This is a genomic window from Ralstonia sp. VS2407 (assembly GCF_052950655.1).
Map to the genome: position 1 here is coordinate 271,333 of NZ_JBRFVG010000002.1, position 23,929 is coordinate 295,261.

A 23,929-nucleotide genomic window follows, 5' to 3' on the forward strand; every position below is an offset into this window, starting at 1 on the left:
TGACCGGCAATTTTTCATGGCTCACCGCAAGATTCTGGGCACCAAGTTGCGCCTCGAACGTCTCATTCGCCTGCTTTCTGCCATTTTTTATACATGTCGCCTTCATCACATCAGATGCCATTGAGAGCCGCTTTGGTGGGCTACGGCTACGCCGGCAAGCTCTTTCACGCCGCGTTGATCGACGCCACGCCCGGGCTGCATTTGCAGGTCATCGGTTCCAACCGGCCAGAAGCCGTGCGTGCGGATCGGCCCAATGTCGTGGTCTGCACGCCCGACGCGGCGGCCACGCATGCGCAAGCCGACCTCGTCGTCATTGCCGCGCCCAACGACCGTCATGCACTGTTGGCCGAAGCCGCGTTGCGCGCCGGCAAGCATGTCGTCGTGGACAAGCCGTTTACCGTCACGCTGGCAGAGGCGCGGCATCTGGCTCGGGTGGCGCGTGAGGCGGGGCGCGTGCTGTCGGTCTTCCAGAACCGCCGCTGGGACAGCGATTTCCTCGCTGTGCAAGCCGCGATTGCGGGTGGCGCCATTGGCGAAGCCATGCACGTCGAGGCGCATTTCGACCGCTATCGCCCCCAGGTGCGCGCCCGCTGGCGCGAGCAGGCGGGGCAGGGCACGGGCATCTGGTTCGATCTTGGCCCGCACCTGATCGACCAGGCGCTGCTACTGCTTGGCCTGCCGGATGCGGTGAGCGCTTCGTTTGCACGCCAGCGGCCGAGCGCTGAAACGCCGGACTGGGCGCATGTCGTCCTGGAAATGGGCGAGCGGCGCGCCGTGCTTCACGCGAGCATGTTGGTGGCGGGCGGCTCGCCGCGCTGGGTCGTTCATGGCACGCGCGGTTCGTTCATCAAGCGCCGGATGGATCAGCAGGAAGCGCAGCTGCTTGCCGGCATGAAACCTGGCGCGCAAGGCTGGGGCGTGGACGATGACGCAGGCCTGCTGATCGACGGCGCAACATCGACCGAAACCAGCATCGCAACGCCGGCGGGCGACCAGCGCGCCTACTACGCCGCAGTGCGCGACGCCATCCTCGGCCGGCGAGCAAACCCTGTCCCGCCCGTGCAGGCCGTGGCTGTCATGGCCGTGCTTGAAGCTGCCGTGGCCGCCGCCGAAACCGGCACTGCGGTCGTGCCGGATCTGACCGATGCCGAACGCGCGGATTGGCTGGCTGTGCGGGAGACCGCCTCGTGAACGGCGTCGTCATCCTGTTGCTGGTGGCGGGCGGTTTGCTCGCCGTGGTGGCGCTGGTGCAGATGCTGGCCTCGCGACTGACGCTGCCGGAGTCGACATTGCTGGCGCTCGCGGGCATCGGTATCGGCGGCGCCTATGTCATCTTGCGCAGCAGCGCGCCTGCTTTTGCGGCCACGTTCTTCGCGCCGCTCGTCGATCCGAGTTGGCCGGCAGAGGCGTACCTGTGGCTGTTCCTGCCGCCGCTGCTGTTTCAGGCGGCGCTGTCGGTCGATGTGCGGAGCATGGCGCCGGATGCCGCGCCGATCCTGATGCTGGCCATCGTGGCCGTGGTGGTTGCCACAGGCGTGATCGGACTCGCTGCGGCCGCCGTCACGCCGTTCGGCATCGTCACGTGCCTGCTGCTTGGCGCGATGATTGCCACGACGGATCCCTCCGCCGTGATTGCGGTGTTCCGCGACGTGGGCGCGCCGGCGCGGCTGATCCGCCTGGTGGAGGGTGAGGCGCTGCTCAACGACGCCGCAGCCATTGCCATCATGGGCGTGCTGCTTGCCATGCTGACGGGAAACGGCGGTGATGCCTCCGTTGGCACCGGTCTGCGCGAACTGGCCAAGGCGTTCGGTGGCGGCGTGGTGTTCGGGTTGGTTGCCGGGCGCATCGCCGCATTTCTGCTGCCCGCGCTGCGCGGCATTGCTCAAGCCGAAGCCGCGTGGACACTGGCATTGCCGTATCCGCTGTATCTCGTGGCCGAAAACGTGCTGGGCGTGTCGGGCGTAGTGTCGGTGGTGTGCGCGGGGCTGGTGATCGGCGCGCTGGGGCGCACGCGCCTCACGCCGCGCAACTGGTCACACCTGCAGCTCATCTGGGAGCAGATTGCAGCGCTGGCCGGCGCGGTGGTCTTTCTGCTGGCTGCGGTGCGCGTGCCGGAGCTGTTGCACGGCGTGGTGGGGAAAGACGCGCTGTGGCTGGCGGTGATTGTGTTGGCCGCGCTTGCGGCGCGTCTTGCGGTGCTGTTTGGCCTGTTGCCCGCGCTCGCGTGGCTCAAGCTCTCTGCGCCGGTCAGCCATGCCTACAAGCTTGCGATTGCATGGGGCGGCCTGCGTGGCGCCGTCACGTTGGTGCTGGCGCTGGGTGTGGCGGAGAACCAGGCTGTGCGCGAGGCGGATCGCCATTTCGTCACCATCCTGGCCACCGGCTTTGTTCTAGTGAGCGTGCTCTTCAACGGCGCCACGCTGCGCTGGGTGATGCGCCAACTGGGGTTGGATCAGTTGTCGCCGCAAGAGCAGGCCCTGCAGGGCCAGGCGCTGAACATGTCGACAGAGGAAGTGGAATCGACCATGCGCCGCATCGGCGGGCACTTTCATTTCACCTCGGGCGCGACGGACCAGGCTGCGGAGGTGTATCGGCGAGAGGTCGCGGCCGGCGCGGTCGAGCTGAACCTTGAGGAGGCGCTGTCCGAACGCGAGCGCCTGACCATCGGCCTCGTTTCACTCGCCACGCGTGAGCGCGAGTTGATTCCCGAGTACGGCAACGGCCTTGTCTCCATCCGGAACCTTGACGCGATGATGCGCAACACCGCGGACATGATCGACGCGGCCCGCACAGAGGGGCGCCTGGGCTACAAGCGCGCATCGCGGCGCATCCTGGCCAAGCACGCCGGCTACCGGTTCGCGGTCTGGCTGCACCGCGTGGTGCATATCGACCGCCCGCTGGCCAACGCCCTGGCTGATCGCTTTGAATTGCTTATTTGCCGCCAGACGGTGCTGGAGCGCTTGCGCGCGTACAACCGTGCATCGCTGCAGCCCGTGCTGGGTGAGCGCATGGCAGACCTGCTCGACGGCGTCTTGATTGCCCGGATCGAGGCGGCGGAAGAGGGCTTGGCGGAGCTGCGCGGAAAGTTTGGCGACTACAGCGCCGCTCTGGAAAAGCGCCTGCTCGTGCTGTTCGCGCTCTACATCGGCCAGAGCAAGATCGACACGATGCTGGCCGAAACCGTGATCTCGAAAGAGGTCTACAAGCAGATCAGCGCGGTGATCCGCCGTGCATGGACGGCCGCGCTGCCGCGGCCGCCGCTGTCGACTGCATTGCACATGCCGCCCGCACAGAAATAGCGCAACTCGGGTGATTCAGCGGCGAACAGCTCAGAGCCGCTTGTCTTCCCGCTCCACGCCCGGATGGCGGTGGATGTCGTGCGTGACGAAGCCCGTGTCGTTATCGGGCATCTCCAGCCACTCCGGATGCGAGAGCGATTCGCGAATATCGGCAAGGCCCGAGGCCCAGTGGTCTCGCATGGTGGACGGCCCGAACTGGATGTCCTTGCCGGGGCCTTCGTGTTCCTTGGCCGCGTAGATGAGGTGGAAGACGTTGTAGCGCTTGGTGCAGGCCATTTCCTGCGCGTGCTTGTACCACTGCGTGCGCTCGAACTCCTTGGGAGGAAGATGATCGAGCAGCTTCCGTATCAACCGGCGGGTGGATTGCGAACGCTCCATCCAGTCGGTGGTAAGCCGCGTGCGGCTGGAGTACTGCAAGTCCTTCTGGCGGCTGGCCACGCCGATCATCGTATTGGGCACAGGGCCCAGCGCGCTCCAGAGGTCCACCTGAAACACCAGCGTGTCGCGGCGCGGCTTGGAGCCCAGCACATACGACAGCGGCGTGTTGGAGACCACACCGCCGTCCCAGTAATACTCACCGTCGATCAGCACGGGCGGAAAGCCCGGCGGCAGCGCGCCTGATGCCATGAAGTGCTCCGCGCGCAGGCGGCGCTCGGTGTTGTCGAAGGCTTCCAGGTTGCCCGTGCGGACGTTCACGGCGCCCACTGACACGCGAATGCCGCCGTCGTTGATGCGGTCGAAATCGCACAGGCGTTCCAGCGTCGCCTTGAGCGGCGTGGTGTCGTAATAGCTGGCTTCGAGCGGGTCGATTTCGTTGGCGGGAAGCGGGGCAGGAAAGCGCGGCGTAAAAAAGCCACGCTGGCCTTCAAGCAGCGTGTCTGCCGCCTGCATGGCGGTCAGCCATTTACGCAGATGCGCGTTGCCGTCAAACCAGGCGTTTTCCAGGATGTCAGGCAGCGGCGGCGAGAACGTCGGCTGCGTGATGATCTGCCAGAACTCACGCAGCTTCGCTTGCCGATGCTCGGGCGCATTGCCGGCAATGATGGCCGTATTCAATGCCCCGATGGAGATGCCCGCAATCCAGTTCGGCACGATGCCGGCTTCGTCCAGCCCTTCGAACACGCCGGCCTGGTACGAGCCAAGCGCGCCGCCGCCTTGCAGCACCAGCGCAATGTTCTCGTACGCGGGCAGCACGATCCGCTGAGCCGTGGTGAGCGGCGCATCTGCCGGGCGCGACGATTCTGCCGGCGTGGGCCGCTTGCTTGCGGCCACGCGTAGTTTGGGTGCGGGCATATCTCCTCCAACCTCCTTGCGTGTGCTCAGACTTACTGCATGAACCAGCCGTGGCTCACCACGAACGATTGGCCGGTCAGCGCGGCGCTCGGGAACGTGGCCAGGAAGCGCACCGTCTCGGCCACGTCTTCCACCGTGGTGAATACGCCGTCCACGGTATCACCCAGCATGACTTTTTTCACGACGTCGTCTTCGCTGATGCCGAGTTCCTTCGCTTGCTCGGGAATCTGCTTTTCGACCAGCGGCGTGCGCACAAAACCGGGGCACACCACATGCGAACGCACGTTATGGGCTGCGCCTTCCTTGGCCAGCACCTTGTTCAAGCCGAGCAACGCATGCTTGGCCGCCACGTAGGCCGACTTGAGCGGCGAGCCCTCGTGCGAGTGCACCGAGCCCATGTAGATCACCACGCCGCCGCGGTCGTCCTTGTACATATGGCGCAGCGCTGCACGCGTGGTCAGGAACGCGCCATCGACGTGGATCGCCTGCATCTTCTTCCAGTCGGCAAACGAGTAGCTCACGAACGGGTTGACGATCTGGATGCCGGCATTGGAGACGAGGATGTCGACCGAGCCGAGTTCTTCAGCCACGCGATCGATGCCGCTGTCCACGGCTTGTTCGTCGGTCACGTCCATGCGCAGGCCGATGGCCTTGCCGCCTGCATCGGTGATTTCCTTGGCGACGGCCTTGGCGCCGTCTTCGTTCAGGTCAACGATGGCGATGGCCGCGCCCGAATTGGCGAGCGTGAGGGCGATTTGCTTGCCGATGCCGCTGGCGGCACCCGTGACGACGGCGACTTTGCCTTTCAAATCAGACATGTGTGTACTCCGAGGGTTGACGGAAAAAATGGCGTCGGGCAGGCGTTACTGCGCGAGGTAATCGAACACGACCTCGCCCATGCCAAGGGTCAGGTCTGCAATGATGTGCCGGGCTTCGACAATCTCCAGGACGGGCAGTTCGGCCACGGGTGCCAGCGCATGGTGCGCCAGTTCCAGCGACGCGGGGCCGGTCCATGCACCTTTCATGTCGATGTCGATCATGTAATTGCGCGACAGCTCGCAGATGCGCGCGGTCTTGCCGTCCACGTGCGGAATGATCTTGAGCAGGAAGTTTGGGCGCTCCAGGCGGCGTTTCTGCTCTGCCAGATCCAGCTCACGGTGCTTGTAGCCCATGGTGCCGGTTGCCACGCGCACGGGGCCGTAGTCGAGCGTGCCGATCAGCGTGTCCTTGTCGGTCACCAGCTTGGGCGAGGCGAGTTTCTTCGGGAAGCCCCACATCTCGCGGCCGCCGGCCAGGGGCGGATGGTCGTCCAGATACATCGCCAGCGTGTACGTGCCGGGCTTGCCTTCGTAGGTGACGGGAATCACCTGGCCGCTCTCGGTGTAATCACCAAAGCCGGTGGAGTCGGCCATGCGGATGAACTCGTAGGCGACCAGCGGTTCGGGCACTTCCAGCGGCTCCGGCACCATGGCACGCAGCTTGGCCGGGTCGGTGCGATACGTGATGATGAAGAATTCGCGGTGGATGAAGCGGTACGGGCCTGGCGGGTATGCGGGGCTCGTGAGCGGCATTGCGAACGCGGTTTCGCGGACGGTTTTGATGTCCATGGCACTCCTTGTGCAGGTTGGGCTGCAGGTGGCGTTGGGAATCGGTACGACGCAAGAGAACGGTAGGCGACAGCGCATCGTGTCGCGCTTGTGTGACGCTGCCACCATCCGGTCACGCCGATTTCACGTTTGAGTGCCAGTCACGTGATTGATTGCATGCAATACGTCATTGCGACCCATGCAGGGCATGCGCCATTACGCGTGGGAGAGAAATTCCCAGAGCGCCGGCTCAGCGGAGTAAGCCACGTTGAAGCGCAGCCACGGGCTGGGCTCGTCATGCGGCCGGAAATACTGTCCCGGTGCAAGCCAGATGTTGTGATCGATGGCCCGATTGGCCAGCGCAGAGGCATCTGCGTGGCCCGGCAGCCGGGCCCACAGGAAGAGGCCGCGCCCTGGTGTATCGAACAATTCAGCACCATGTTGGCGCATGAGGGCTTCGACTTGCGTGTGCGCTTCTCCCAGTCGTGCAATCAGCCGCGCCACATGCTCGGCATAGACGGGGCGCGTGACGAAAGCGTGCACGATGCGCTCCGTGATTTCCGACGAGGTGAGCGCCACGGCCATCTTGGTACGCGCAAGCTCGCGCGTGATGGCGGCGTCGGCCACCACATAGCCCGCGCGCAATGAGGGCGAGATCGTCTTGGAGAAGCCGCTCACGTACAGCGTGCGGCGCAGGCCGTCGAGCGAGGCCAGCATCGGTGCGGCGGGGTCGGCCAGTTCGCGGTGCAAGTCGTCTTCGACAATCCAAAGGCCGTGTTGCTCGGCGAGCTGCAGCACGCGATAGGCGTTCTGCGCCGTCATCGAGGAGCCGGTGGGGTTCTGCAGCACGGAGCTGGTGAAGAGGGCGCGCGGCCGGTCGGCATCGTCGGCGCGCAGGATGGTTTCCAATGCGGCTGTGTCGAGCCCCTCTGGCGTGCGTGGCACCCCGATCACGCGCAGGCCGGCCAGCTTGAGCACCTGGAGCACGTTGCAGTAGCCCGGATCATCCACGGCTACGACGTCGCCGGCTTTGAACAGGGTGCGGACGATCAGGTCGAGCGCCTGCGTGGCGCCGCTGGTCAGCAGCACTTGCGAGCGCTCCACCGGCAGACCCCGCAGCGCAAGCGACTGCGCAACGTATTCACCCAAGGGCGCATAGCCCCATGGATGTCCGTAGCCCGCCACCCGAAGCGCGGAAACACGGCTCACCGCGCGCATGGCTTCCTGCACGCCGCGCTCGTCCAGCCAGTCATTCGGCAGCCAGCCGCAGCCCGGTTTGATGGCGATGGAGCGATCGGCAAACACATCCGACAGCAACCACGCTGCGTTGAGTGTGGGCGGCTCCCAGCGCGGGGCCACGGGCGCCGGTTGGGTGGGGGTGCGCGCTGCCACCAAGTAGCCCGAGCGCGGCCGCGCGACGATGGCGCCCAGCGCCGCCAGCCGCGTGTAGGCCTCCGCCACCGTAAAGGTGCTTACATCGTGGGCCTGTGCCAACTTGCGCACGGAAGGCAGCCGCGTGCCTGGCAGCAGGGTATGGTTGTCGACCGCCGCACGAATGCCTTGGACGATCTGGTCGACCAACGTACGCTGGGGATGAGAAGGATCGAGTTCGAGTTGCATGTTGCGGTGCGGCACGAGAGCGGTGGTGGGCGCCTATACAGTTTCTTATAGAACCGCCATCTGTGCATGTCCGTGTCGCATGTGACTCTGTACAGTTTGCTCCAACGGCTGGCTTGCCAGTCCATTCCCTTTCCGCTGTTTTTCCGGAGTGACCGATGAAACCCGCACCGCACCCGCTGGAGACCACTGATCTGTCTTACTTCTGGATGCCGTTCACGGCCAACCGCCAGTACAAGGCCGCACCGCGCCTGCTGACCTCGGCCCAGGGCATGTATTACCGTGACGGCGATGGCCGCGAGGTGCTGGACGGCACCGCCGGCCTCTGGTGCGTCAACGCCGGCCACTGCCGCAAGGAAATCGTCGACGCCATCACCGCGCAGGCCGCCACGCTGGATTTCGCACCCACCTTCCAGATGGGGCACCCGCTGGCATTCCGCGCGGCAGAGAAAGTCGCCGAGATCATGCCGGAAGGGTTGAACCGCATCTTCTTCGTCAACTCGGGGTCGGAAGCGGTGGATACGGCGCTCAAGATTGCGCTGGCGTACCATCGCGCGCGGGGCGAAGGGCAGCGCACACGCCTGATCGGCCGCGAGCGCGGTTATCACGGGGTGGGCTTCGGCGGCATCTCGGTCGGCGGCATCTCGCCAAACCGCAAGGCGTTTTCGGCGAACCTGCTGCCGGGTGTAGACCACCTGCCGCACACGCATGCGCCCGAGCACAACGCCTTCTCCAAGGGCCAGCCGGCCTGGGGCGAGCACCTTGCCGACGAGCTGGAGCGCCTTGTCACGTTGCATGACGCGTCGACCATTGCCGCCGTCATCGTCGAGCCGCTGGCAGGTTCCACGGGCGTGCTGGTGCCGCCCAAAGGCTATCTGGAACGCCTGCGCGCGCTGTGCGACAAGCACGGCATCCTGCTGATCTTCGATGAGGTCATCACGGGTTTTGGCCGCCTGGGCGCGGCAACGGCGGCGGAGTTCTTTGGCGTGACGCCCGATTTGCTGACGATGGCCAAGGGCATCAACAACGCTGCCGTGCCGATGGGCGCCGTAGCCGTTCGCCAGTCGGTACACGACACCGTGGTCGACGCGGGCGCGCCGGGCGCGATTGAGCTATTCCACGGCTATACGTATTCGGCGCACCCCTTGGCGGCGGCAGCGGCGGTGGCCGCGCTCGATTTGTATCGCAGCGAAGGGCTGTTCGAGCGCGCTCGTGCGATGTCGCCGGCGTTTGAAGCCGCGGCGCATTCGGTCAAGGGCGCGCCGCATGTGAAGGACATCCGTAACCTGGGCTTGGTCGCCGGCATCGAGCTGGAATCGCGGCCGGGCGCCGTAGGCGCGCGCGCTTACGAAGTCTTCCTGAAGTGCCTGGAGCGCGGCGTGCTCGTGCGCTACACCGGCGACATCCTGGCGTTCTCCCCGCCGCTCATCATCGAAGAGGCGCAGATTGCGCGCATCTTCGACACCGTTCGTACCGTTCTGCAAGAGGTAGCCTGAAATGAACCGACCGATTGATCCCGCCGTGACGGAGTCCGTCATCAGCCATTACATCGGCGGGCAACGCCATGCCGGCAGCGGCACGCGCGCCGCCGATGTATTCAACCCCGCCACGGGCGCCGTGAGCGCGCAGGTGCTGCTGGGCGGCAAATCCGAAGTGGGCGCCGCCGTGGCCGCTGCCCACGCCGCCGCTGCGGACTGGGCTGAGACCTCACCGCTCAAGCGCTCGCGCGTTCTGTTCAAGTTCAAGGAGCTGCTCGACCAGAACCAGGACGCCCTGGCTGCCGCCATCACGCGGGAGCACGGCAAGGTGTTCTCCGATGCCAAGGGCGAAGTCACGCGCGGCATTGAAGTGGTCGAGTTTGCCTGCGGCATTCCGAACCTGCTCAAGACCGACTTCACCGACAACATTGGCGGCGGCATCGACAACTGGAACCTGCGCCAGCCGCTGGGCGTGGTGGCCGGCATCACGCCGTTCAACTTCCCGTTCATGGTGCCGATGTGGATGGCGCCCGTGGCGCTGGCATGCGGCAACACGTTCATCCTCAAGCCCAGTGAACGTGACCCGACCCCCAGCCTGATGATTGCCGATCTGCTCAAGCAGGCGGGCCTACCCGATGGCGTGTTCAACGTCGTACAGGGCGGCAAGGATGCCGTCGACGCGCTGCTCGAGCATCCGGATGTGCAGGCCGTCTCGTTCGTCGGCAGCACGCCTATCGCCGAATACATCTACGCCGAAGGCACCAAGCGCGGCAAGCGCGTGCAAGCCTTGGGCGGCGCCAAGAACCACCTCGTCGTCATGCCCGATGCGGACCTCGACCAAGCGGTGGATGCGCTAATCGGTGCCGGCTACGGCTCGGCCGGCGAGCGCTGCATGGCGATTTCCGTGGCCGTGGCAGTGGGCGACGTGGCTGACAAGCTCGTCCCGCGCCTTGCCGAACGCGCCCGCGCGCTGAAGATCGGCAACGGCATGCAGGCCGACAGCGAAATGGGTCCGCTCGTCACCGCCGCGCACAAGGCGAAGGTGGAAGGCTATATCGCCAAGGGCGTGGAAGAGGGCGCCAAGCTGGTGGTGGACGGCCGCGGCCACTCGGTCGAGGGCCACGCCGAGGGCTTCTTCACGGGCGGCACGCTGTTCGACCACGTCAAGCCCGAGATGACGATCTACAAGGAAGAGATCTTCGGCCCCGTGCTTTCGGTGGTGCGCGTGCACGATCTTGCCGAGGCGGTGAAACTGATCAACGCGCACGAGTTCGGCAACGGCGTGTCGTGCTACACGAGCGATGGCGGCGTGGCGCGTGCATTTGCGCGGCAAATCCAGGTGGGCATGGTCGGTATCAATGTGCCGATTCCGGTGCCGATGGCGTGGCATAGCTTTGGCGGCTGGAAGCGCTCGCTGTTTGGCGACCACCACGCCTATGGGGAAGAAGGTGTTCGTTTCTACACGCGTTACAAGAGCGTGATGCAACGCTGGCCGGATTCGATTGCCAAGGGCGCCGAATTTGTGATGCCGACAGCCAAGTAATCTGGCGCATCACCTATGAGAAAGGGAGGCAATGCCTCCCTTTTTCTTTTGAACATGCCGAGTTGAAACCGGCGTGTCATATTGGTTTGATGTTGACGGCGATCAGTTCGCCGTCGGGCCCGATCTCTACGTCAAAACTGACGCGCTGCCCTTCATGGAATGTCTGCGAGCGCGAAAACTGGATTTCCGAATCCCGAATGAAACTCGGGGCAGCATGCATTTCTGCAGCTGCCCCGGCGGGCGGATCATACTGAACGGCGTTCTCTTCAATTCGGCTGGCCATTGCATGCTCCCAATAGGGGTTCGTCAAACCAGGTCACCGCTTCCGGTGACCTTCCGACTGCTTGATGGCAAACACGTACTGAACAACCTGCCTGGCGGAATATCCCGGCCAATACACGCGCGAGGAAACCCCGCGCGGCAAGCCAAAACCGGGCTACCGCGCCCGCGTGCTCCTTGTTACTGGGGCACGATGTTCGAAGCTTGCTTGCCCTTGGGGCCTTGCGTGACTTCGAACGACACCTTCTGGCCTTCCTTCAGGCTTTTGAAGCCTGCGGCATTGATAGCGGAGAAATGTGCGAAAAGGTCTTCGCCGCCATCATCCGGGGTAATGAAGCCGAAACCCTTTGCGTCGTTGAACCACTTGACGGTACCAGTAGCCATGATTTTGAGTCGTGAAGTTGAGAAATCGATCGGCCGCCGGCCAATACAAACACAGCAGGCAGACCCGGCCGAACCGGCCAAACGATCGTTTTGTGAATATATGCTTGGCGCGTCTCCCCGTCAAAGTCTGTTTTTTTAAGCTTTTTGCTTAGACCCGGTGAGTACGTTGTTTTCTGCCGCTCAGCAGGGTTGGCGCAGGCTTGCCATCGGTGCAAACACCGGCGCAAAACCGGGCGTTTTCACCTAAGCTTTAGTGGCTTCTGCCGCACTCGGCTCGCCCCGTAAAGCCAGTGCAGCAGACGGTGCACGAAAATTGCGTGCGCCCCCGTCGTTCCAGTCGCAGCCTACCCATGACGACCGCCGCAGCCAGTAAAACCAAGAAAAATCCCGCGTTGATGGCCACCGTGATTGGCGCAATCGGCGTGGTTTTCGGGGACATCGGCACCAGCCCCCTGTACGCACTAAAGGAATGCTTCAACCCCGAGCATGGGGTTCCGTTTTCCGATCAGACTGTCTTCGGCATCCTGTCGATGCTCTTTTGGGCCATGACGCTGGTGGTGTCCATCAAATACGTGCTGTTCGTCATGCGTGCCGACAACAACGGCGAAGGCGGCATCCTCGCGCTGACGGCGCTGGCCATGCGCGCAAGCAGCGGCAGCGCCCGGTTCACACGCACGTTGATGCTGCTCGGCCTGCTGGGGGCCGCCATGTTCTACGGCGATGCCGTCATCACACCCGCCATTTCGGTGCTCTCCGCCATCGAGGGCATGGAGATCATGGCGCCCGCGCTGCAGAAGTGGGTGCTGCCCCTTGCGCTGATCGTGCTGATCGCCCTGTTTTTGATCCAGAAGCAGGGCACGCACGTGGTGGGGCGGCTGTTCGGGCCGATCATGGTGCTCTGGTTCCTGCTGCTGGGGCTGATGGGGCTGGTTTCGGTGGCGAAGTCGCCGCAGATATTGGTGGCGCTGAACCCCGTATATGCCATCGAATTTGGATTCCGGCATACGGTGCTGGCGTTCATCGTGTTCGGCTCGGTGTTTCTGGCGCTGACCGGCGCCGAGGCCCTGTATGCCGACATGGGCCACTTTGGCGCGCGCCCGATCCGCTACGCGTGGTTCTACATTGCCATGCCGTGTCTGTTGCTGAACTACTTTGGCCAGGGCGCCTTGCTGCTGCGCGAGCCGAGCGCCGTGCAGAACCCGTTCTTCCTGTTGATGCCGAACTGGGCGGTGGGCCCGATGGTGTTACTGGCGACGGCGGCCACCGTCATTGCGTCGCAGGCAGTCATCTCGGGCGCGTTTTCGATGACGGCGCAGGCGGTGCATCTGGGCTATGCGCCGCGCATGAAAATTCTCTACACGTCGGATGTGGAAATCGGCCAGATCTACGTGCCGGTGGTCAACTACATGCTCCTGGTGCTGGTGGTGGCGGTGGTGCTGGCGTTCGGCAAGTCCGACAACCTGGCGGCGGCCTACGGTATTGCGGTGACGACCACCATGGTGCTGACGACAGGGCTCGTCACGGTGGTCATGCGCAACGCCTGGAAGTGGCGCCTGTCGCTGGTGGCCTGCATTGGCGCGGTGTTCCTGGCGGTCGATTTGTCGTTCTTTTCGGCCAACCTGCTCAAGATTGCCGCGGGTGGCTGGTTCCCCTTGCTGCTGGGCGGCCTGATCTTCTTCCTGATGGTGACGTGGCACTCGGGCACGCAACTGCTGAAGGCGCGCAACGTGGAAGGCGGCATTCCGCTCGAGCCGTTCATGGAAGGGCTGCTGCGCCATCCACCGTATCGTGTGGATGGAACCGCCGTGTATCTGACGCCGAGCATCGACTTCGTGCCTCTGGCGTTGCTGCACAACCTCAAGCACAACCACGTGCTGCACAAGCGCGTGCTGTTCATCCACTTCCGCACACTGGCCGTGCCGTATGTGGACCCAGCCAAGCGTCTGGTCATCAAGACCATTGGCGACGACATCCACACGGCCGTGGTCGATTTCGGCTTCAAGGAAACACCGGCCGTGGACGAGATCGTCCGCAACGTGGGTGAACGGCTGGGCATCGTTTTTGAAGACATGGAAACCTCGTTCTTCATTACACGTGCCACGGTGGTGCCATCACCGCTGCCTGGCATGGCAATGTGGCGAGAGTCTTTGTTTGCCTGGATGCAGCACAACAGCGCCAAGCCGTCGGACTTCTTCCGGATTCCCGCCAACCGCTTGGTTGAGTTGGGGAGCAAGGTGGAGATTTAGCCCCGCGCGCGCTGTGCGCTACGCAAACCGCGTCACGCCATCACCCCGGCAGAACGCCAGCAGCGTCAGCTGTCCGGCCTTGGCGTGGCGAATCGCCAGCGAGGACGGCGCGGAGATTGTCGCCAGCAGCGGCACCCGGACCTGCACGCACTTGCGCGCCAGTTCGAAGCTCGCGCGGCTTGTCATGACGATGAACCCGTCTGCAGGGCGGATGCCGAGCCGGGCCAGCCGCCCGATCAGCTTGTCCAGCGCGTTGTGACGGCCCACGTCTTCCAGCACGTGCAGCGGTGTGCTGCCGTCTGCAGGTATCCAGCCCGCGGCATGCAAGCCACCGGTGAGCGCGTTGGCCGGCTGTTGCGCCGTCATCGCGTGCATGGCATCCAGCACTTGTGCGTCGGTCAATGCCGCCATCCACGTGGGCGGCACTAGCGGGGTCGGCGCGTCTTCAAAGGTCTGCAGGCTTTCAATGCCACACAGGCCGCAGCCGGTCGGGCCGGCCAGAGCGCGGCGGCGTTCCTTCAGCCGCACGAAGCAATGCGAAGCGATTTCCGCATGCACTTCAAGCCCATGCGGGTGCGTTTCCACATCTGCGCCACGCCAATCGGCGCGACTGTCGATGATGCCTTCGGACAGCGCGAAACCCAGTGCAAAGTCTTCCAGGTCGGCTGGCGACGCCATCATCACCGCATGCGTGATGCCGTTGAAGACCAGCGCCACCGGGGCTTCATCGGCGACAGCGGTGGAGGCGTCTTCTTGGTTGCCGGTGCGCGTGCGTTTCGTCGCGATGGTCGAAACGACGGGCAAGCCGGCGGGGTGGCGGGGCAGAAAAGTCATGCAGTGAAATGGGGCAGAACGCGGCCGGCGTCGAGCAGCACGATAAGCCAGCGGGTGTCGTCCATGGCAACGCGCAGCAGCCCGGCATCAGCCAGCGGATGCAGCGCGCGCAGGACTGTGCTGGCACGCTCGCCCACGCGCTTGGTCAGCCAGGGCAGCGACACCGGTTTGCCGGCGTCGGTGTCGCGCAATGCGGCCAGCAGCGCCAGTTGCAGCGCAGACCACGCCGGCTCGGTCGACATCAGGCTTCTGCCGTGGTGGCCGCTTGGGACTCGGCGGTGCGTTGGACTTGGCTCGGGACCAGCATCACCGGAATCGACTTGGACGTCGGCGTGCGGGCCTGGTCGGCCACGGAAGACAGCGGCACCAACGGATTGGTCTCGGGGTAATACGCCGCCAGGCAGCCGCGTGGAATGTCGTACGCCACGAGGCGGAAGCCATCGGCGCGGCGCGTGGTGCCGTCGTCTGACAGCGTCACCATGTCGACCCACTCGCCGTCTTTCATGCCGATCGTGTGCAGGTCTTCCTTGTTGATGAACACCACGCGGCGCTGGCCGAACACGCCGCGATAGCGGTCGTCCATGCCGTAGATCGTGGTGTTGTATTGATCGTGCGAGCGCACCGTGGCGAGCGTAAAGACGGTGGCGTCGGTGTGGCGCTCGCGGGCGCGGTGGACCGGCGTGTCGGTCGGCACGGCATGCGCGTGGAATTCCGCCTTGCCCGACGGCGTGCTCCAGACGCGTTCCGATGCGGTGTTGCGCAGGCGGAAGCCGCCCGGCACGCGAATCTTCTCGTTGAAGCCGGCAAAGTCGTCGAACACGGCTTCGATGCGTTCGCGGATGCGGTCGTAGTCTTCCACCAGCCAGCGCCACGGGATCGTGCTTTCGGGCAGCGTCGCCTCGGCCAGCCGCGCCACGATGGCCGGCTCCGACAGCAGATGCGGCGAGGCCGGCGGATTGATGCCCGCCGACATGTGCACCATGCTCATCGAATCTTCCACGGTCACGCCTTGCGTGCCGCCGGCCTGTTGGTCGACCTCAGTGCGGCCCAGGCACGGCAGGATCAGTGCCGCCTTGCCGTGCACGATGTGGCTGCGGTTGAGCTTGGTGGTCACGTGCACGGTCAGGTCGCACTGGCGCAGGCCCGCCCACGTGGCAGCCGTGTCCGGCGTGGCTGCCGCAAAGTTGCCGCCCATGGCGAAGAACACGCGTGCGGCGCCTTGCTGCATCGCCTCAATGGCGCCGACGGTGTCGTAGCCATGTTCACGCGGCACTTGAATGCCGAAGACCTGTTCCAGCCGATCCAGGAACGCCGGGGCGGGCTTCTCGTAGATGCCCATCGTGCGATCGCCCTGCACATTGCTGTGGCCGCGCACCGGGCACGCACCGGCTCCTGGGCGCCCGATGTTGCCGCGCAGGAGCAGCAGGTTGACGATCATCTGGATCGTCGCGACCGAATGTTTGTGTTGCGTGATGCCCATGCCCCAGCAGGCAATGACGCTGCCGGCCTGGATGTAGGTATCGCCGGCCTGGCGGATTTCGTGTTCCGGCAGGCCCGATTCGGCTTCGATGGTGGCCCACGATTCGGCGCGCACGTCGGCGGCGAAGGCGTCGTAGCCGCCGGTGTGCTGGGCGATGAAGGCGTGGTCGATGACGACAGGTTCGCCGCGGCTGCGTGCCACGTCGTCACGCTCAATCACGTGCTTGATGATGCCCTTGACGGTGGCCAGGTCGCCGCCGATGCGCACCTGGTGGTATTCGGTGCTGATGCGCGTGGAGCCCAGCGTCAGCATCTCGATCTTGCTTTGCGGATCGGCAAAGCGCTCTAGCCCGCGCTCGCGCAGCGGGTTGAACGAAACAATCTTGGCGCCGCGTTTGGACGCCTCGCGCAGCTCACCGAGCATGCGCGGGTGGTTTGTCCCCGGGTTCTGGCCAAAGATGAAGATGGCATCGGCCTTGGTGAAATCGTCGAGCGTGACGGTGCCCTTGCCGACGCCGATGCTGCCCCGCATGCCCGTGCCGGAGGGCTCGTGGCACATGTTGGAGCAGTCGGGGAAATTGTTCGTGCCGTATGCGCGCACGAACAACTGGTAGAGGAAGGCCGCCTCATTGCTGGTGCGGCCGGAGGTGTAGAAGATCGCCTGGTTCGGATCGGGCAGCGCGCGCAGGTGCTGCGCGATCAGCGCAAAGGCCGCGTCCCATTCGATCGGGATGTACTTGTCGCTGGCCGCGTCGTAGACCATCGGGTGCGTGAGGCGCCCCTGATCTTCCAGCGCGTAGTCGGACCACTCGGCCAGTTCGCGCACGGTGTGCTGAGCGAAGAACTCTGGCGTAGTGCGACGGGAAGTGGCTTCTGCAGCCACGGCTTTGACGCCGTTTTCGCAGAACTCGAAGGTAGATGCGTGGTCGCGATCAGGCCAGGCGCAACCGGGGCAGTCGAAGCCGTCGGGCTGGTTGGCCGACAGCATCGTCTTGGCGCCCTTGGCCGCGATGCCCTGAGACAGCAATTGATGTGCAACGCTCTTGAGCGCGCCCCAGCCACCGGCCGGATGACGGTAGAACTCGATTTTCTGGTGCTTCATGGGTGGCGGGGCGGCTTTAAATCACGTATCAGGAGAACAGAACGGCAGCTTTTTGGAGTGTAATCCAAACCCCCCAGCCCAACGGCAGGCCCACTGCGGCCCAGGCCAGTACCACGGCCACGGCAGAGCCTGGATGCGCTTTCCATTCCAGTGACGTTTCCGGCGAGGCCACCGACGGGGTTGGGCTCTTGGTTGCCGCAGCGTGACGTTGCTCGTCGAGTTGCGCTTCCGTCATAAAGTGCTTCGCGTTGACGGGGCGCACCAGCAGGTTGCAGATGAAGCCCAGGATCAGCAGGCCGGCCAGGATCATCATCGTGATGTCGTACACGGCTGCGCGTTCCACGCCATGAGCGATCTGGTATTCGCGCAGGTAGTTCACCAGCACGGGGCCCAGAATGCCTGCCGTCGACCATGCCGTGAGCAGGCGGCCGTGGATGGCGCCCACCATCTGCGTGCCGAACATGTCAGCCAGATACGCCGGCACAGTCGCAAAACCGCCGCCGTACATCGACAGGATCACGCAGAAGGCCAGTGCGAACAGGGCGATATTGCCCGTGTGCGACGTCCACGGAATCGAGGCGTACAGCACGAAGCCGAGCACGAAGAAAACGGCGTACGTCATCTTGCGACCCAGGCGGTCCGACAGCGATGCCCAGAAGAAACGGCCGCCGATGTTGAACAGGCTCAGCAGACCCGTGAAGCCCGCAGCGATGGCCGCAATCTGGCCCTTTTGCGCGGCGGTCAGGTCCATGAACGACGTCGTCACGCCCAGCAGCTTGCCGCCAAACACTTCCTGCAGCAGCGGCGAGGCCATGCCGAGCACGCCGATACCGGCCGAAACGTTCAGGCACAGCACGGCCCAGATCAGCCAGAACTGTGGCGTCTTCAGCGCTTCGTTTGCGTGCACGTGGCGTTGCGTGACCATCGTGTCCTTCGCCTTGGCAGGCGAGGGCGTCCAGCCGGCGGGTTTCCAGCCCGTGGGCGGCACGCGGTAACCCAGCGCGCCAGCCATCATGAACACGAAGTAGATGCCGGCCAGCACGATAAACGTTTGCGACACGCCGACCGATTCGGGCGTGGCAAACATCTTCATCAGGCGGTCAGCCAGCGGAGCCCCAATCATTGCGCCGCCGCCAAAGCCCATGATGGCCATGCCGGTGGCCATGCCGCGCTTGTCCGGAAACCATTTGATGAGCGTCGACACGGGCGAGATGTAGCCCAGCCCCAGGCCGATGCCGCCGATCACGCCAGAGCCCACCCACAGCAGCCACAGTTGGTGCATCTGGATGCCAAGCGCGGAAATCAGCAAGCCGCCGCACCAGCACACGGCCGACACGACGCCAGCCTTGCGCGGGCCGACGCGCTCGAGCCAGCCGCCCCACATGGCTGCGGATGCGCCCAGGAAAACGAAGAACAGCGTGAACATCCAGCCCAGGCTGGACACGCGCCAATCACAGGTGGTGGTGAACAGCTCGGCGATCAGCGAGACATCGGCGCCGCAGGTGAGCGGCTTGGTGATGCCCAGTGCGCGGCCAAGCGGCAGCCAGAAGACGGAGAAACCGTAGGCCATGCCAATGCACAGATGGATGGCCAGCGCGGCAGGCGGAACCAGCCAGCGGTTGAAACCAACCGCGGCGACGGTGCGCTCGCGCGAGAAAAATGGATGCAGGACTGCTTCGGACATCGAATCCCCCCGGATAAGTTGAGCCCGTGTTGTGACGTACGTGGTGAAACGGTGCGGCCGTGCCGGTCATGGCCGGCGCGTGCCAGGCGGCTGCAGTTGGAGTGCGCCGACGTTGCCCGCGAAAGATAGTGGGGCAGCCTGCTCTAGATCAATAGTTGTAATCACCCGTTGTATTGCGAATCACGCAATTTGTAGCCTAATCAATTAATTTATGTTTCATAAAACATAAATTGATTAGGCCAAGGGTGACGCTGCTCCGCAGTCGATGGCTTGCGGAGTATGGCGCGACGTTAGCCCGCTACCGCCGCGTTTGGCCAGGCGCAGGCATTGGCCTGCCGGCGGAATTCATCGGCCAAGGCGCGCAGGCAGGAGAGGGCGGATTGCATTTCTTGCGCACGCTGCTGATAGGGCCCGATGCTTTGCGCAGCGCGCTCGATGCGGCGGGCAGCATCGCCAATCGGCTGATGCCCCAGCATGCGCGCGGAACCGACGATGCGATGCGCCGCTTCAACGATCTGCGCGTCTTCGCCGCTGCGGATGGCGTCCGCCAGGTTGGCGAGATCCTGTTCTGCCGTCTCGCAAAATAGATCGACGATAAAACGCCATTGCTGCAGATCATTGCCAAACAGCTCGATAAGTGTGGCGACGACCTGCGGCGGAAACTGGGCGGCGACGCTGGGGGATACGTTGGGCGTGGGGAGCATGGTGGCGATGCGTGCGATGAGAACCAGAGGCGCACTCTGCTCGCCTCGGCTACGCGTCACCATGAGATTGGTCCGATTCTGGTGTGAGCCCAAATGAAAACGGGCGCATCGCCGGCAAAGCGATGCGCCCGTTGTGCTTTCAGCGCACGCGGCTTAAGGCAGCATGGCCGCTGTCGGATTCACGTCCGAATCGCGCGAGGGCGGCCGGCGATGACGGTGCGCCCACGTGAAGACCACCGGCAGCACCAGTAGCGTGAGAATCGTCGTGGTGACCATGCCGCCGACGATCACCAGCGCCAGCGGGCGCTGCGCTTCCGAGCCGATGCTGTGCGACAGCGCCGCTGGCAACAGACCCAGCCCCGCCAGCATGGCCGTCATGATGACCGGGCGCAGGCGCAGCGCGGCCCCGTCCACGGTGGCTTCCCGCACGTTGTCCGATTGCGCCAACCGATTGACGTACGAGATCAGGATCACCCCGTCCTGGATGGCAATCCCGAACAACGACAGGAAGCCAATCCCCGCTGAAATCGACAACGTTTCGTGTGCGATATGCAGCGCCAGCAGCCCGCCGATGGCGGCAAACGGCACATTCAGCACCACCATCAGCGCGTCCTTGAAGTTGCCGAACGTGCTGTACAGCAGCAGGAAGATCACGAGAATCGTCAACGGCACGATCACCATCAGCTTGCTCTGGGCGACCTTCATCTCGTTGAACTGGCCGTCCCACTTGACGGTGTAGCCCTCGGGCAGTTGCACGCTGTCGCCCACCACACGCTGCGCTTCGTCCACGGCGCTGCCCAGATCACGGCCGCGCACGCCGAACTTGATGGCGATGTAGCGCTTGCCGAGTTCGCGGTAGATGAAGAACGGGCCATCGGTCATTTCCACCTTGGCGATCATCGACAGCGGAATGTGCTGGCCATCGGGCGTATCGATCAGCAACTCGCGGATGGCGTCGTACGACGCACGTGCCTGCTGGTTCAGGCGCACCGCCAGGCCGAACGATTTCTCGCCCTCCAGGATCTGCGTGACCGGCGCGCCGCCAATGGCGTATTGCACGAGGTTCTGCACATCGCTCACGTTGATGTTGAAGCGCGCAGCCGCCTGGCGGTCGATCGAAACGTTCAGCGTCGGCTGGCCCAGTTCGCGGAAGATGCCCACGTCCACCAGCCCCGGCACCTTCTTGAGCTGCGCCTGGATTTCGTTGGCCTTGGCTTCGAGCACGTTGAGGTCGTTGCCGAACAGCTTGACCGAGTTCTCGCCCTTCACGCCCGAGAGCGCTTCATCCACGTTGTCCTGGATGTATTGCGAGAAGTTGAATTCGATGCCCGGAATCTTCTCCAGACGCTTGGAAAGCCGCTCGACCAGCTTCGCCTTCGTCATGCCGGCGGGCCATTGGTCGGGCGGCGCGAAGTACAGGCCGTACTCCTCGTTGAACACGCCGGTGGAATCGGTGCCGTCATCGGGGCGGCCGATCTGCACCGAAACCTGGTTGATTTCCGGCTGCTTGACGAAGTACGCGCGCAGGTCGTTGGCCACTGAAGATGAGTAATCGAGGTCGACCGTGTTGGGCAACGTAATGCGCAGCCACAGGTTGTTTTCTTCCAGCGTGGGGAGGAACTCCGTGCCGAGGAACGTGGCGCTATACAACGTCAGCAGGAGCGCCGTGATGGCCGTGGCAAAGACGGCCATCGGGCGCGCAATCAGCTTGCGCAGCAGCGGTTTGTACCAGCGCAGAATCGCCGTAATAAACGCCGGCGAATGCGGATGCAGCGTCTTGCCGAACACGAAGGAGGTGGTGGCCGGTACGAAGGTCAGGCTCAGCACGATCGACGCCATCAAGGCGAAGCCCATTGTGAATGCCATCGGCTTGAAGATGATGCCTTCCACGCCGCCGATGAAGAACAGCGGCGAATACGCCACGATGATGATGCCCGTGGAAAAGATCATCGCGCGCTGCACTTCGCTGGTCGCCTTGACGATGGCGTCGTCCAGCTTCTCGGCGCCTTCTTCCAGGTGCCGCATGATGTTTTCCATCACGATCACGGCCGCATCGACAATCACCCCAAAGTCGATTGCCCCAAGCGAGATCAAATTGGCCGGCACATGGAAGTGCTCCATGCTGATGAACGACACGCACAGCGCCAGCGGAATCACCGCCGCCACCACGGCCGCAGCACGGAAATTGCCCAGGAAGACGAACAGCACCGCCAGCACCAGCGAGATGCCCACCACCAGCGTGTGTTCGACCGTGCCCATGGTGATGTCGAGCAGCACCTGGCGGTCGTAGAACGGCTTGATCTGAACGCTCTTGGGCAAGATGCCGTTGTTCAGCTCCGTGACCTTTTCGCGCACCTTGGCCAGCACCTCGCTGGCGTTGGCGTCGCGCTTGAGCAGCACGATGCCTTCGACCACGTCGGGCTGGTCGTTGTATTGCACCTGGCCCAGGCGCTGCACGTTGCCGATTTCCACCTCGGCAATGTCGCGCACACGCACCGGCACGCCGTTGTTGGCGGCCACCACCACGTTGCGGATGTCGTCCACCGTCTGCAGCAGGCCCACGCCGCGCACGACGAACTGTTGCTCTCCGTCGCGCAGCAGGTTGCCGCCGGTGTTGTTGTTGGCGTTGCCGATGGCCGTGATGAGCTGCGACAGCGTGATGCCGTACGACTGCAGCTTCGCCGGTGACGGCACGATGTGATACTCCTTCACCTTGCCGCCGAAGGAGCTGACATCGGCCACGCCCTGCACGTGCTTCAGCTCCTTGGTGATGTCGTAGTCCTGGTAGCTCTTGAGCGTGGTGAGGTCGACGCCGTCGCCCACGAGGCGAAAGCGCATGATCTCGCCGGTGGCGTCAGAGTCCGGGCTCAGCGACGGCTGCACACCGGTCGGCAAATTGGCTGCCGCCACGTATTGCGCAAAGTTCTGCCGCGCCTTGAAGCCGTCGGTTCCTTCCTTGAACTTGAGCGTGACCACCGACAGCCCGAACAGCGATACCGAGCGGAACGACTGCACATCCGGCACGCCGGCCAGCGCATTCTCGATCGGGATCGTGATCTGCTGTTCGACTTCGGTTGTGCTACGGCCCGGCCACTGCGTGATGGCCTGCACCGACAGCGGCGCCACGCCCGGATACGCCTGCAGCGGCAGCTCGCGAAACGCCAGCACGCCCGCCACCAGCAGCGCGATCGCCAGGAAGACAATCAGCAGCCGCCGCTTGAGAATGCCCGCGATGGGGTTGAAGCCCATGCCTACGCCCCCGCCTTGACGATCATCTCGTTGAGCAGCGCGGCGCCGCGCACGACCACCTGCGACGAAGCCTCAAGCCCGGCCGTCACAGCAAAGTTACCGTCGGTGCCGGTGTCCTTGCCGTGCACTTCCACACGCTTGAAGTGCGTGGCATCGCTCTGGACGATCACGAAGTAGCTGCCGTGGTCTTTCACCAGCGCCGACTTCGGCACCACCGTGGCCTGGCCGCTGCCGGTCTGAATGCGCGCCGTGGCGTACATCTCGGGGCGCAGCAGGCCGTCGGTGTTGGGCACGTCGCAGCGCACGGTCAACGTGTGCGTTGCCGGGTCGATGTTCGGGGCGATAAAGCTCACGCGGCCGGTGAACTCGCGGTCCGGATACGCCGAGGTATGCAGTGAGATCGGCTGGCCAATGCGCACGCTCGCAATATCGTTCTCATACACATTGCCCGTGAACCACAGCACGCGCGTATCGACGATGCTCATGAACGAATCGCCCACGTTCAGGAAGGCGCCCGGGTCCATGTTGCGCTTGACGATCGTGCCCGAGATGGGTGCGCGCAGCGTCAGGTGTTCAGCCGGCGTGCCGCGCTTGGCAACCTGCGCGACATCGGCATCCGACATGCCCAACACGTGCAGGCGGCCCGCTGCCGACTGCACGGTGGCATCTGCGTCGTCCTGCAGATCCTTCATGTTGGAGCCCTTGAGCTGGCGGGCGGTATTCAGCGCCAGCAGGTATTCCTTCTGTGCGGAGATGAAATCCGGTGCGTACAGCTGGGCAATCGGCTGGCCCTCGCGCACCTGCGCACCTTCGAACAGGAGGATCTGGTCCAGCCGGCCAGCCACGCGCGCCGATGCCAGCTTGGTGCGCTCGGCGTTGTAGGCGAGCTTGCCGGGCGTGGACAGCTCCACCGGTACGGAAAGCTGACTGACCTGCGCGACCTTCACCTGCTGCGGGTCGAAGCCGCCGGCGGGAATTTCCACGGAGTCGGGCTTGGCGCGCGCCGTGGCTGCAGGAGCGGATGCGGTGGCAGGGGGTTTTGCGGTCTCGGCCGGCACGGCGGCAGGCCACTTGCGTCCGACCACCACACCGACAGCAAGGGCTGCGGCCAAGGCGATGACTGCCACAACGGGAGAGAACGTCTTCATGATG

Annotated in this window: 18 protein-coding genes; 5 read left to right on the forward strand and 13 right to left on the reverse strand. The window is 64.2% G+C overall.

All coding sequences use genetic code 11. The annotated features are described in order from the left end of the window. The first annotated feature begins 114 nt into the window (after nt 1-114). Nucleotides 115-1,191, forward strand: a complete 1,077-nt coding sequence (locus ACU8YE_RS04380; RefSeq protein WP_446928168.1) for an oxidoreductase — start codon at nt 115-117, stop codon at nt 1,189-1,191. Next, on the forward strand, nt 1,188-3,299 hold the full coding sequence (locus tag ACU8YE_RS04385) for a cation:proton antiporter (RefSeq protein ID WP_316870879.1): 2,112 nt from the start codon (nt 1,188-1,190) through the stop codon (nt 3,297-3,299). The genes ACU8YE_RS04380 and ACU8YE_RS04385 overlap by 4 nt, the downstream gene beginning before the upstream one ends. 30 nt (nt 3,300-3,329) lie before the next feature. Here ACU8YE_RS04385 and ACU8YE_RS04390 read toward each other — a convergent pair whose 3' ends face one another. From ACU8YE_RS04390 to ACU8YE_RS04405, 4 genes are all read right to left on the reverse strand, one after another. Then, nucleotides 3,330-4,592 (reverse strand): DUF3734 domain-containing protein, encoded by a 1,263-nt coding sequence (locus ACU8YE_RS04390; protein ID WP_232039685.1) that lies wholly within the window; start codon nt 4,590-4,592, stop codon nt 3,330-3,332. A gap of 32 nt (nt 4,593-4,624) precedes the next feature. After that, a complete protein-coding gene (locus ACU8YE_RS04395) occupies nt 4,625-5,410 on the reverse strand; it encodes a 3-hydroxybutyrate dehydrogenase (RefSeq protein WP_004627334.1) in 786 nt (261 codons plus the stop codon). 45 nt (nt 5,411-5,455) lie between these two features. Next, nucleotides 5,456-6,199 (reverse strand): acetoacetate decarboxylase, encoded by a 744-nt coding sequence (locus ACU8YE_RS04400; protein WP_232039684.1) that lies wholly within the window; start codon nt 6,197-6,199, stop codon nt 5,456-5,458. 195 nt (nt 6,200-6,394) lie between these two features. Beyond that, a complete protein-coding gene (locus ACU8YE_RS04405; RefSeq protein ID WP_232039683.1) occupies nt 6,395-7,798 on the reverse strand; it encodes an aminotransferase-like domain-containing protein in 1,404 nt (467 codons plus the stop codon). Nucleotides 7,799-7,953: 155 nt separating this feature from the next. Between ACU8YE_RS04405 and ACU8YE_RS04410 the strand changes: the two genes are divergently transcribed. Both ACU8YE_RS04410 and ACU8YE_RS04415 read left to right on the forward strand, forming a co-directional pair. Further along, entirely contained in the window at nt 7,954-9,291 is a 1,338-nt protein-coding gene (locus tag ACU8YE_RS04410) for an aspartate aminotransferase family protein (protein ID WP_232039682.1), read from the forward strand. Between the two features lies 1 nt (nt 9,292). After that, complete coding sequence (locus tag ACU8YE_RS04415) at nt 9,293-10,816, forward strand: CoA-acylating methylmalonate-semialdehyde dehydrogenase (RefSeq protein WP_446928169.1); 1,524 nt, start codon at nt 9,293-9,295, stop codon at nt 10,814-10,816. A 76-nt stretch (nt 10,817-10,892) separates the two neighbouring features. Here ACU8YE_RS04415 and ACU8YE_RS04420 read toward each other — a convergent pair whose 3' ends face one another. After that, complete coding sequence (locus tag ACU8YE_RS04420; protein ID WP_024978714.1) at nt 10,893-11,099, reverse strand: cold-shock protein; 207 nt, start codon at nt 11,097-11,099, stop codon at nt 10,893-10,895. Between the two features lie 176 nt (nt 11,100-11,275). Continuing rightward, nucleotides 11,276-11,479, reverse strand: a complete 204-nt coding sequence (locus ACU8YE_RS04425) for a cold-shock protein (protein ID WP_027679026.1) — start codon at nt 11,477-11,479, stop codon at nt 11,276-11,278. Between the two features lie 350 nt (nt 11,480-11,829). Between ACU8YE_RS04425 and ACU8YE_RS04430 the strand changes: the two genes are divergently transcribed. Further along, nucleotides 11,830-13,725 carry a potassium transporter Kup gene (locus ACU8YE_RS04430; protein WP_232039680.1) on the forward strand — a complete coding sequence of 632 codons (1,896 nt, stop codon included), beginning with the start codon at nt 11,830-11,832 and terminating at the stop codon, nt 13,723-13,725. Nucleotides 13,726-13,743: 18 nt separating this feature from the next. On the opposite strand, the gene fdhD is transcribed toward ACU8YE_RS04430, so the two are convergent. From fdhD to ACU8YE_RS04465, 7 genes are all read right to left on the reverse strand, one after another. Next, complete coding sequence (gene fdhD / locus ACU8YE_RS04435) at nt 13,744-14,559, reverse strand: formate dehydrogenase accessory sulfurtransferase FdhD (protein ID WP_446928170.1); 816 nt, start codon at nt 14,557-14,559, stop codon at nt 13,744-13,746. After that, nucleotides 14,556-14,801 (reverse strand): MarR family transcriptional regulator, encoded by a 246-nt coding sequence (locus ACU8YE_RS04440; protein WP_232039678.1) that lies wholly within the window; start codon nt 14,799-14,801, stop codon nt 14,556-14,558. The genes fdhD and ACU8YE_RS04440 overlap by 4 nt, the downstream gene beginning before the upstream one ends. Beyond that, nucleotides 14,801-17,140 (reverse strand): FdhF/YdeP family oxidoreductase, encoded by a 2,340-nt coding sequence (locus ACU8YE_RS04445; protein WP_446928171.1) that lies wholly within the window; start codon nt 17,138-17,140, stop codon nt 14,801-14,803. The genes ACU8YE_RS04440 and ACU8YE_RS04445 overlap by 1 nt, the downstream gene beginning before the upstream one ends. 28 nt (nt 17,141-17,168) lie before the next feature. Then, complete coding sequence (locus ACU8YE_RS04450) at nt 17,169-18,824, reverse strand: OFA family MFS transporter (protein ID WP_316879530.1); 1,656 nt, start codon at nt 18,822-18,824, stop codon at nt 17,169-17,171. A gap of 290 nt (nt 18,825-19,114) precedes the next feature. Further along, nucleotides 19,115-19,591: an Hpt domain-containing protein gene (locus ACU8YE_RS04455; protein ID WP_232039675.1), complete on the reverse strand. Its 477-nt coding sequence runs from the start codon at nt 19,589-19,591 to the stop codon at nt 19,115-19,117. 90 nt (nt 19,592-19,681) lie between these two features. Next, entirely contained in the window at nt 19,682-22,777 is a 3,096-nt protein-coding gene (locus ACU8YE_RS04460; protein ID WP_446928172.1) for an efflux RND transporter permease subunit, read from the reverse strand. Between the two features lie 2 nt (nt 22,778-22,779). Next, entirely contained in the window at nt 22,780-23,925 is a 1,146-nt protein-coding gene (locus ACU8YE_RS04465) for an efflux RND transporter periplasmic adaptor subunit (protein WP_446928173.1), read from the reverse strand. Nucleotides 23,926-23,929 lie beyond the last annotated feature (4 nt).

Excerpts from the sequence above, each read along its gene's own strand:
- ACU8YE_RS04380 (WP_446928168.1), top strand. The coding sequence starts at position 115 with ATGCCATTGAGAGCCGCTTTGGTGGGCTACGGCTACGCCGGCAAGCTC.
- ACU8YE_RS04390 (WP_232039685.1), bottom strand. The coding sequence starts at position 4,592 with ATGCCCGCACCCAAACTACGCGTGGCCGCAAGCAAGCGGCCCACGCCG.
- ACU8YE_RS04395 (WP_004627334.1), bottom strand. The coding sequence starts at position 5,410 with ATGTCTGATTTGAAAGGCAAAGTCGCCGTCGTCACGGGTGCCGCCAGC.
- ACU8YE_RS04400 (WP_232039684.1), bottom strand. The coding sequence starts at position 6,199 with ATGGACATCAAAACCGTCCGCGAAACCGCGTTCGCAATGCCGCTCACG.
- ACU8YE_RS04405 (WP_232039683.1), bottom strand. The coding sequence starts at position 7,798 with ATGCAACTCGAACTCGATCCTTCTCATCCCCAGCGTACGTTGGTCGAC.
- ACU8YE_RS04410 (WP_232039682.1), top strand. The coding sequence starts at position 7,954 with ATGAAACCCGCACCGCACCCGCTGGAGACCACTGATCTGTCTTACTTC.
- ACU8YE_RS04415 (WP_446928169.1), top strand. The coding sequence starts at position 9,293 with ATGAACCGACCGATTGATCCCGCCGTGACGGAGTCCGTCATCAGCCAT.
- ACU8YE_RS04420 (WP_024978714.1), bottom strand. The coding sequence starts at position 11,099 with ATGGCCAGCCGAATTGAAGAGAACGCCGTTCAGTATGATCCGCCCGCC.
- ACU8YE_RS04425 (WP_027679026.1), bottom strand. The coding sequence starts at position 11,479 with ATGGCTACTGGTACCGTCAAGTGGTTCAACGACGCAAAGGGTTTCGGC.
- ACU8YE_RS04430 (WP_232039680.1), top strand. The coding sequence starts at position 11,830 with ATGACGACCGCCGCAGCCAGTAAAACCAAGAAAAATCCCGCGTTGATG.
- fdhD (WP_446928170.1), bottom strand. The coding sequence starts at position 14,559 with ATGACTTTTCTGCCCCGCCACCCCGCCGGCTTGCCCGTCGTTTCGACC.
- ACU8YE_RS04440 (WP_232039678.1), bottom strand. The coding sequence starts at position 14,801 with ATGTCGACCGAGCCGGCGTGGTCTGCGCTGCAACTGGCGCTGCTGGCC.
- ACU8YE_RS04445 (WP_446928171.1), bottom strand. The coding sequence starts at position 17,140 with ATGAAGCACCAGAAAATCGAGTTCTACCGTCATCCGGCCGGTGGCTGG.
- ACU8YE_RS04450 (WP_316879530.1), bottom strand. The coding sequence starts at position 18,824 with ATGTCCGAAGCAGTCCTGCATCCATTTTTCTCGCGCGAGCGCACCGTC.
- ACU8YE_RS04455 (WP_232039675.1), bottom strand. The coding sequence starts at position 19,591 with ATGGTGACGCGTAGCCGAGGCGAGCAGAGTGCGCCTCTGGTTCTCATC.
- ACU8YE_RS04460 (WP_446928172.1), bottom strand. The coding sequence starts at position 22,777 with ATGGGCTTCAACCCCATCGCGGGCATTCTCAAGCGGCGGCTGCTGATT.
- ACU8YE_RS04465 (WP_446928173.1), bottom strand. The coding sequence starts at position 23,925 with ATGAAGACGTTCTCTCCCGTTGTGGCAGTCATCGCCTTGGCCGCAGCC.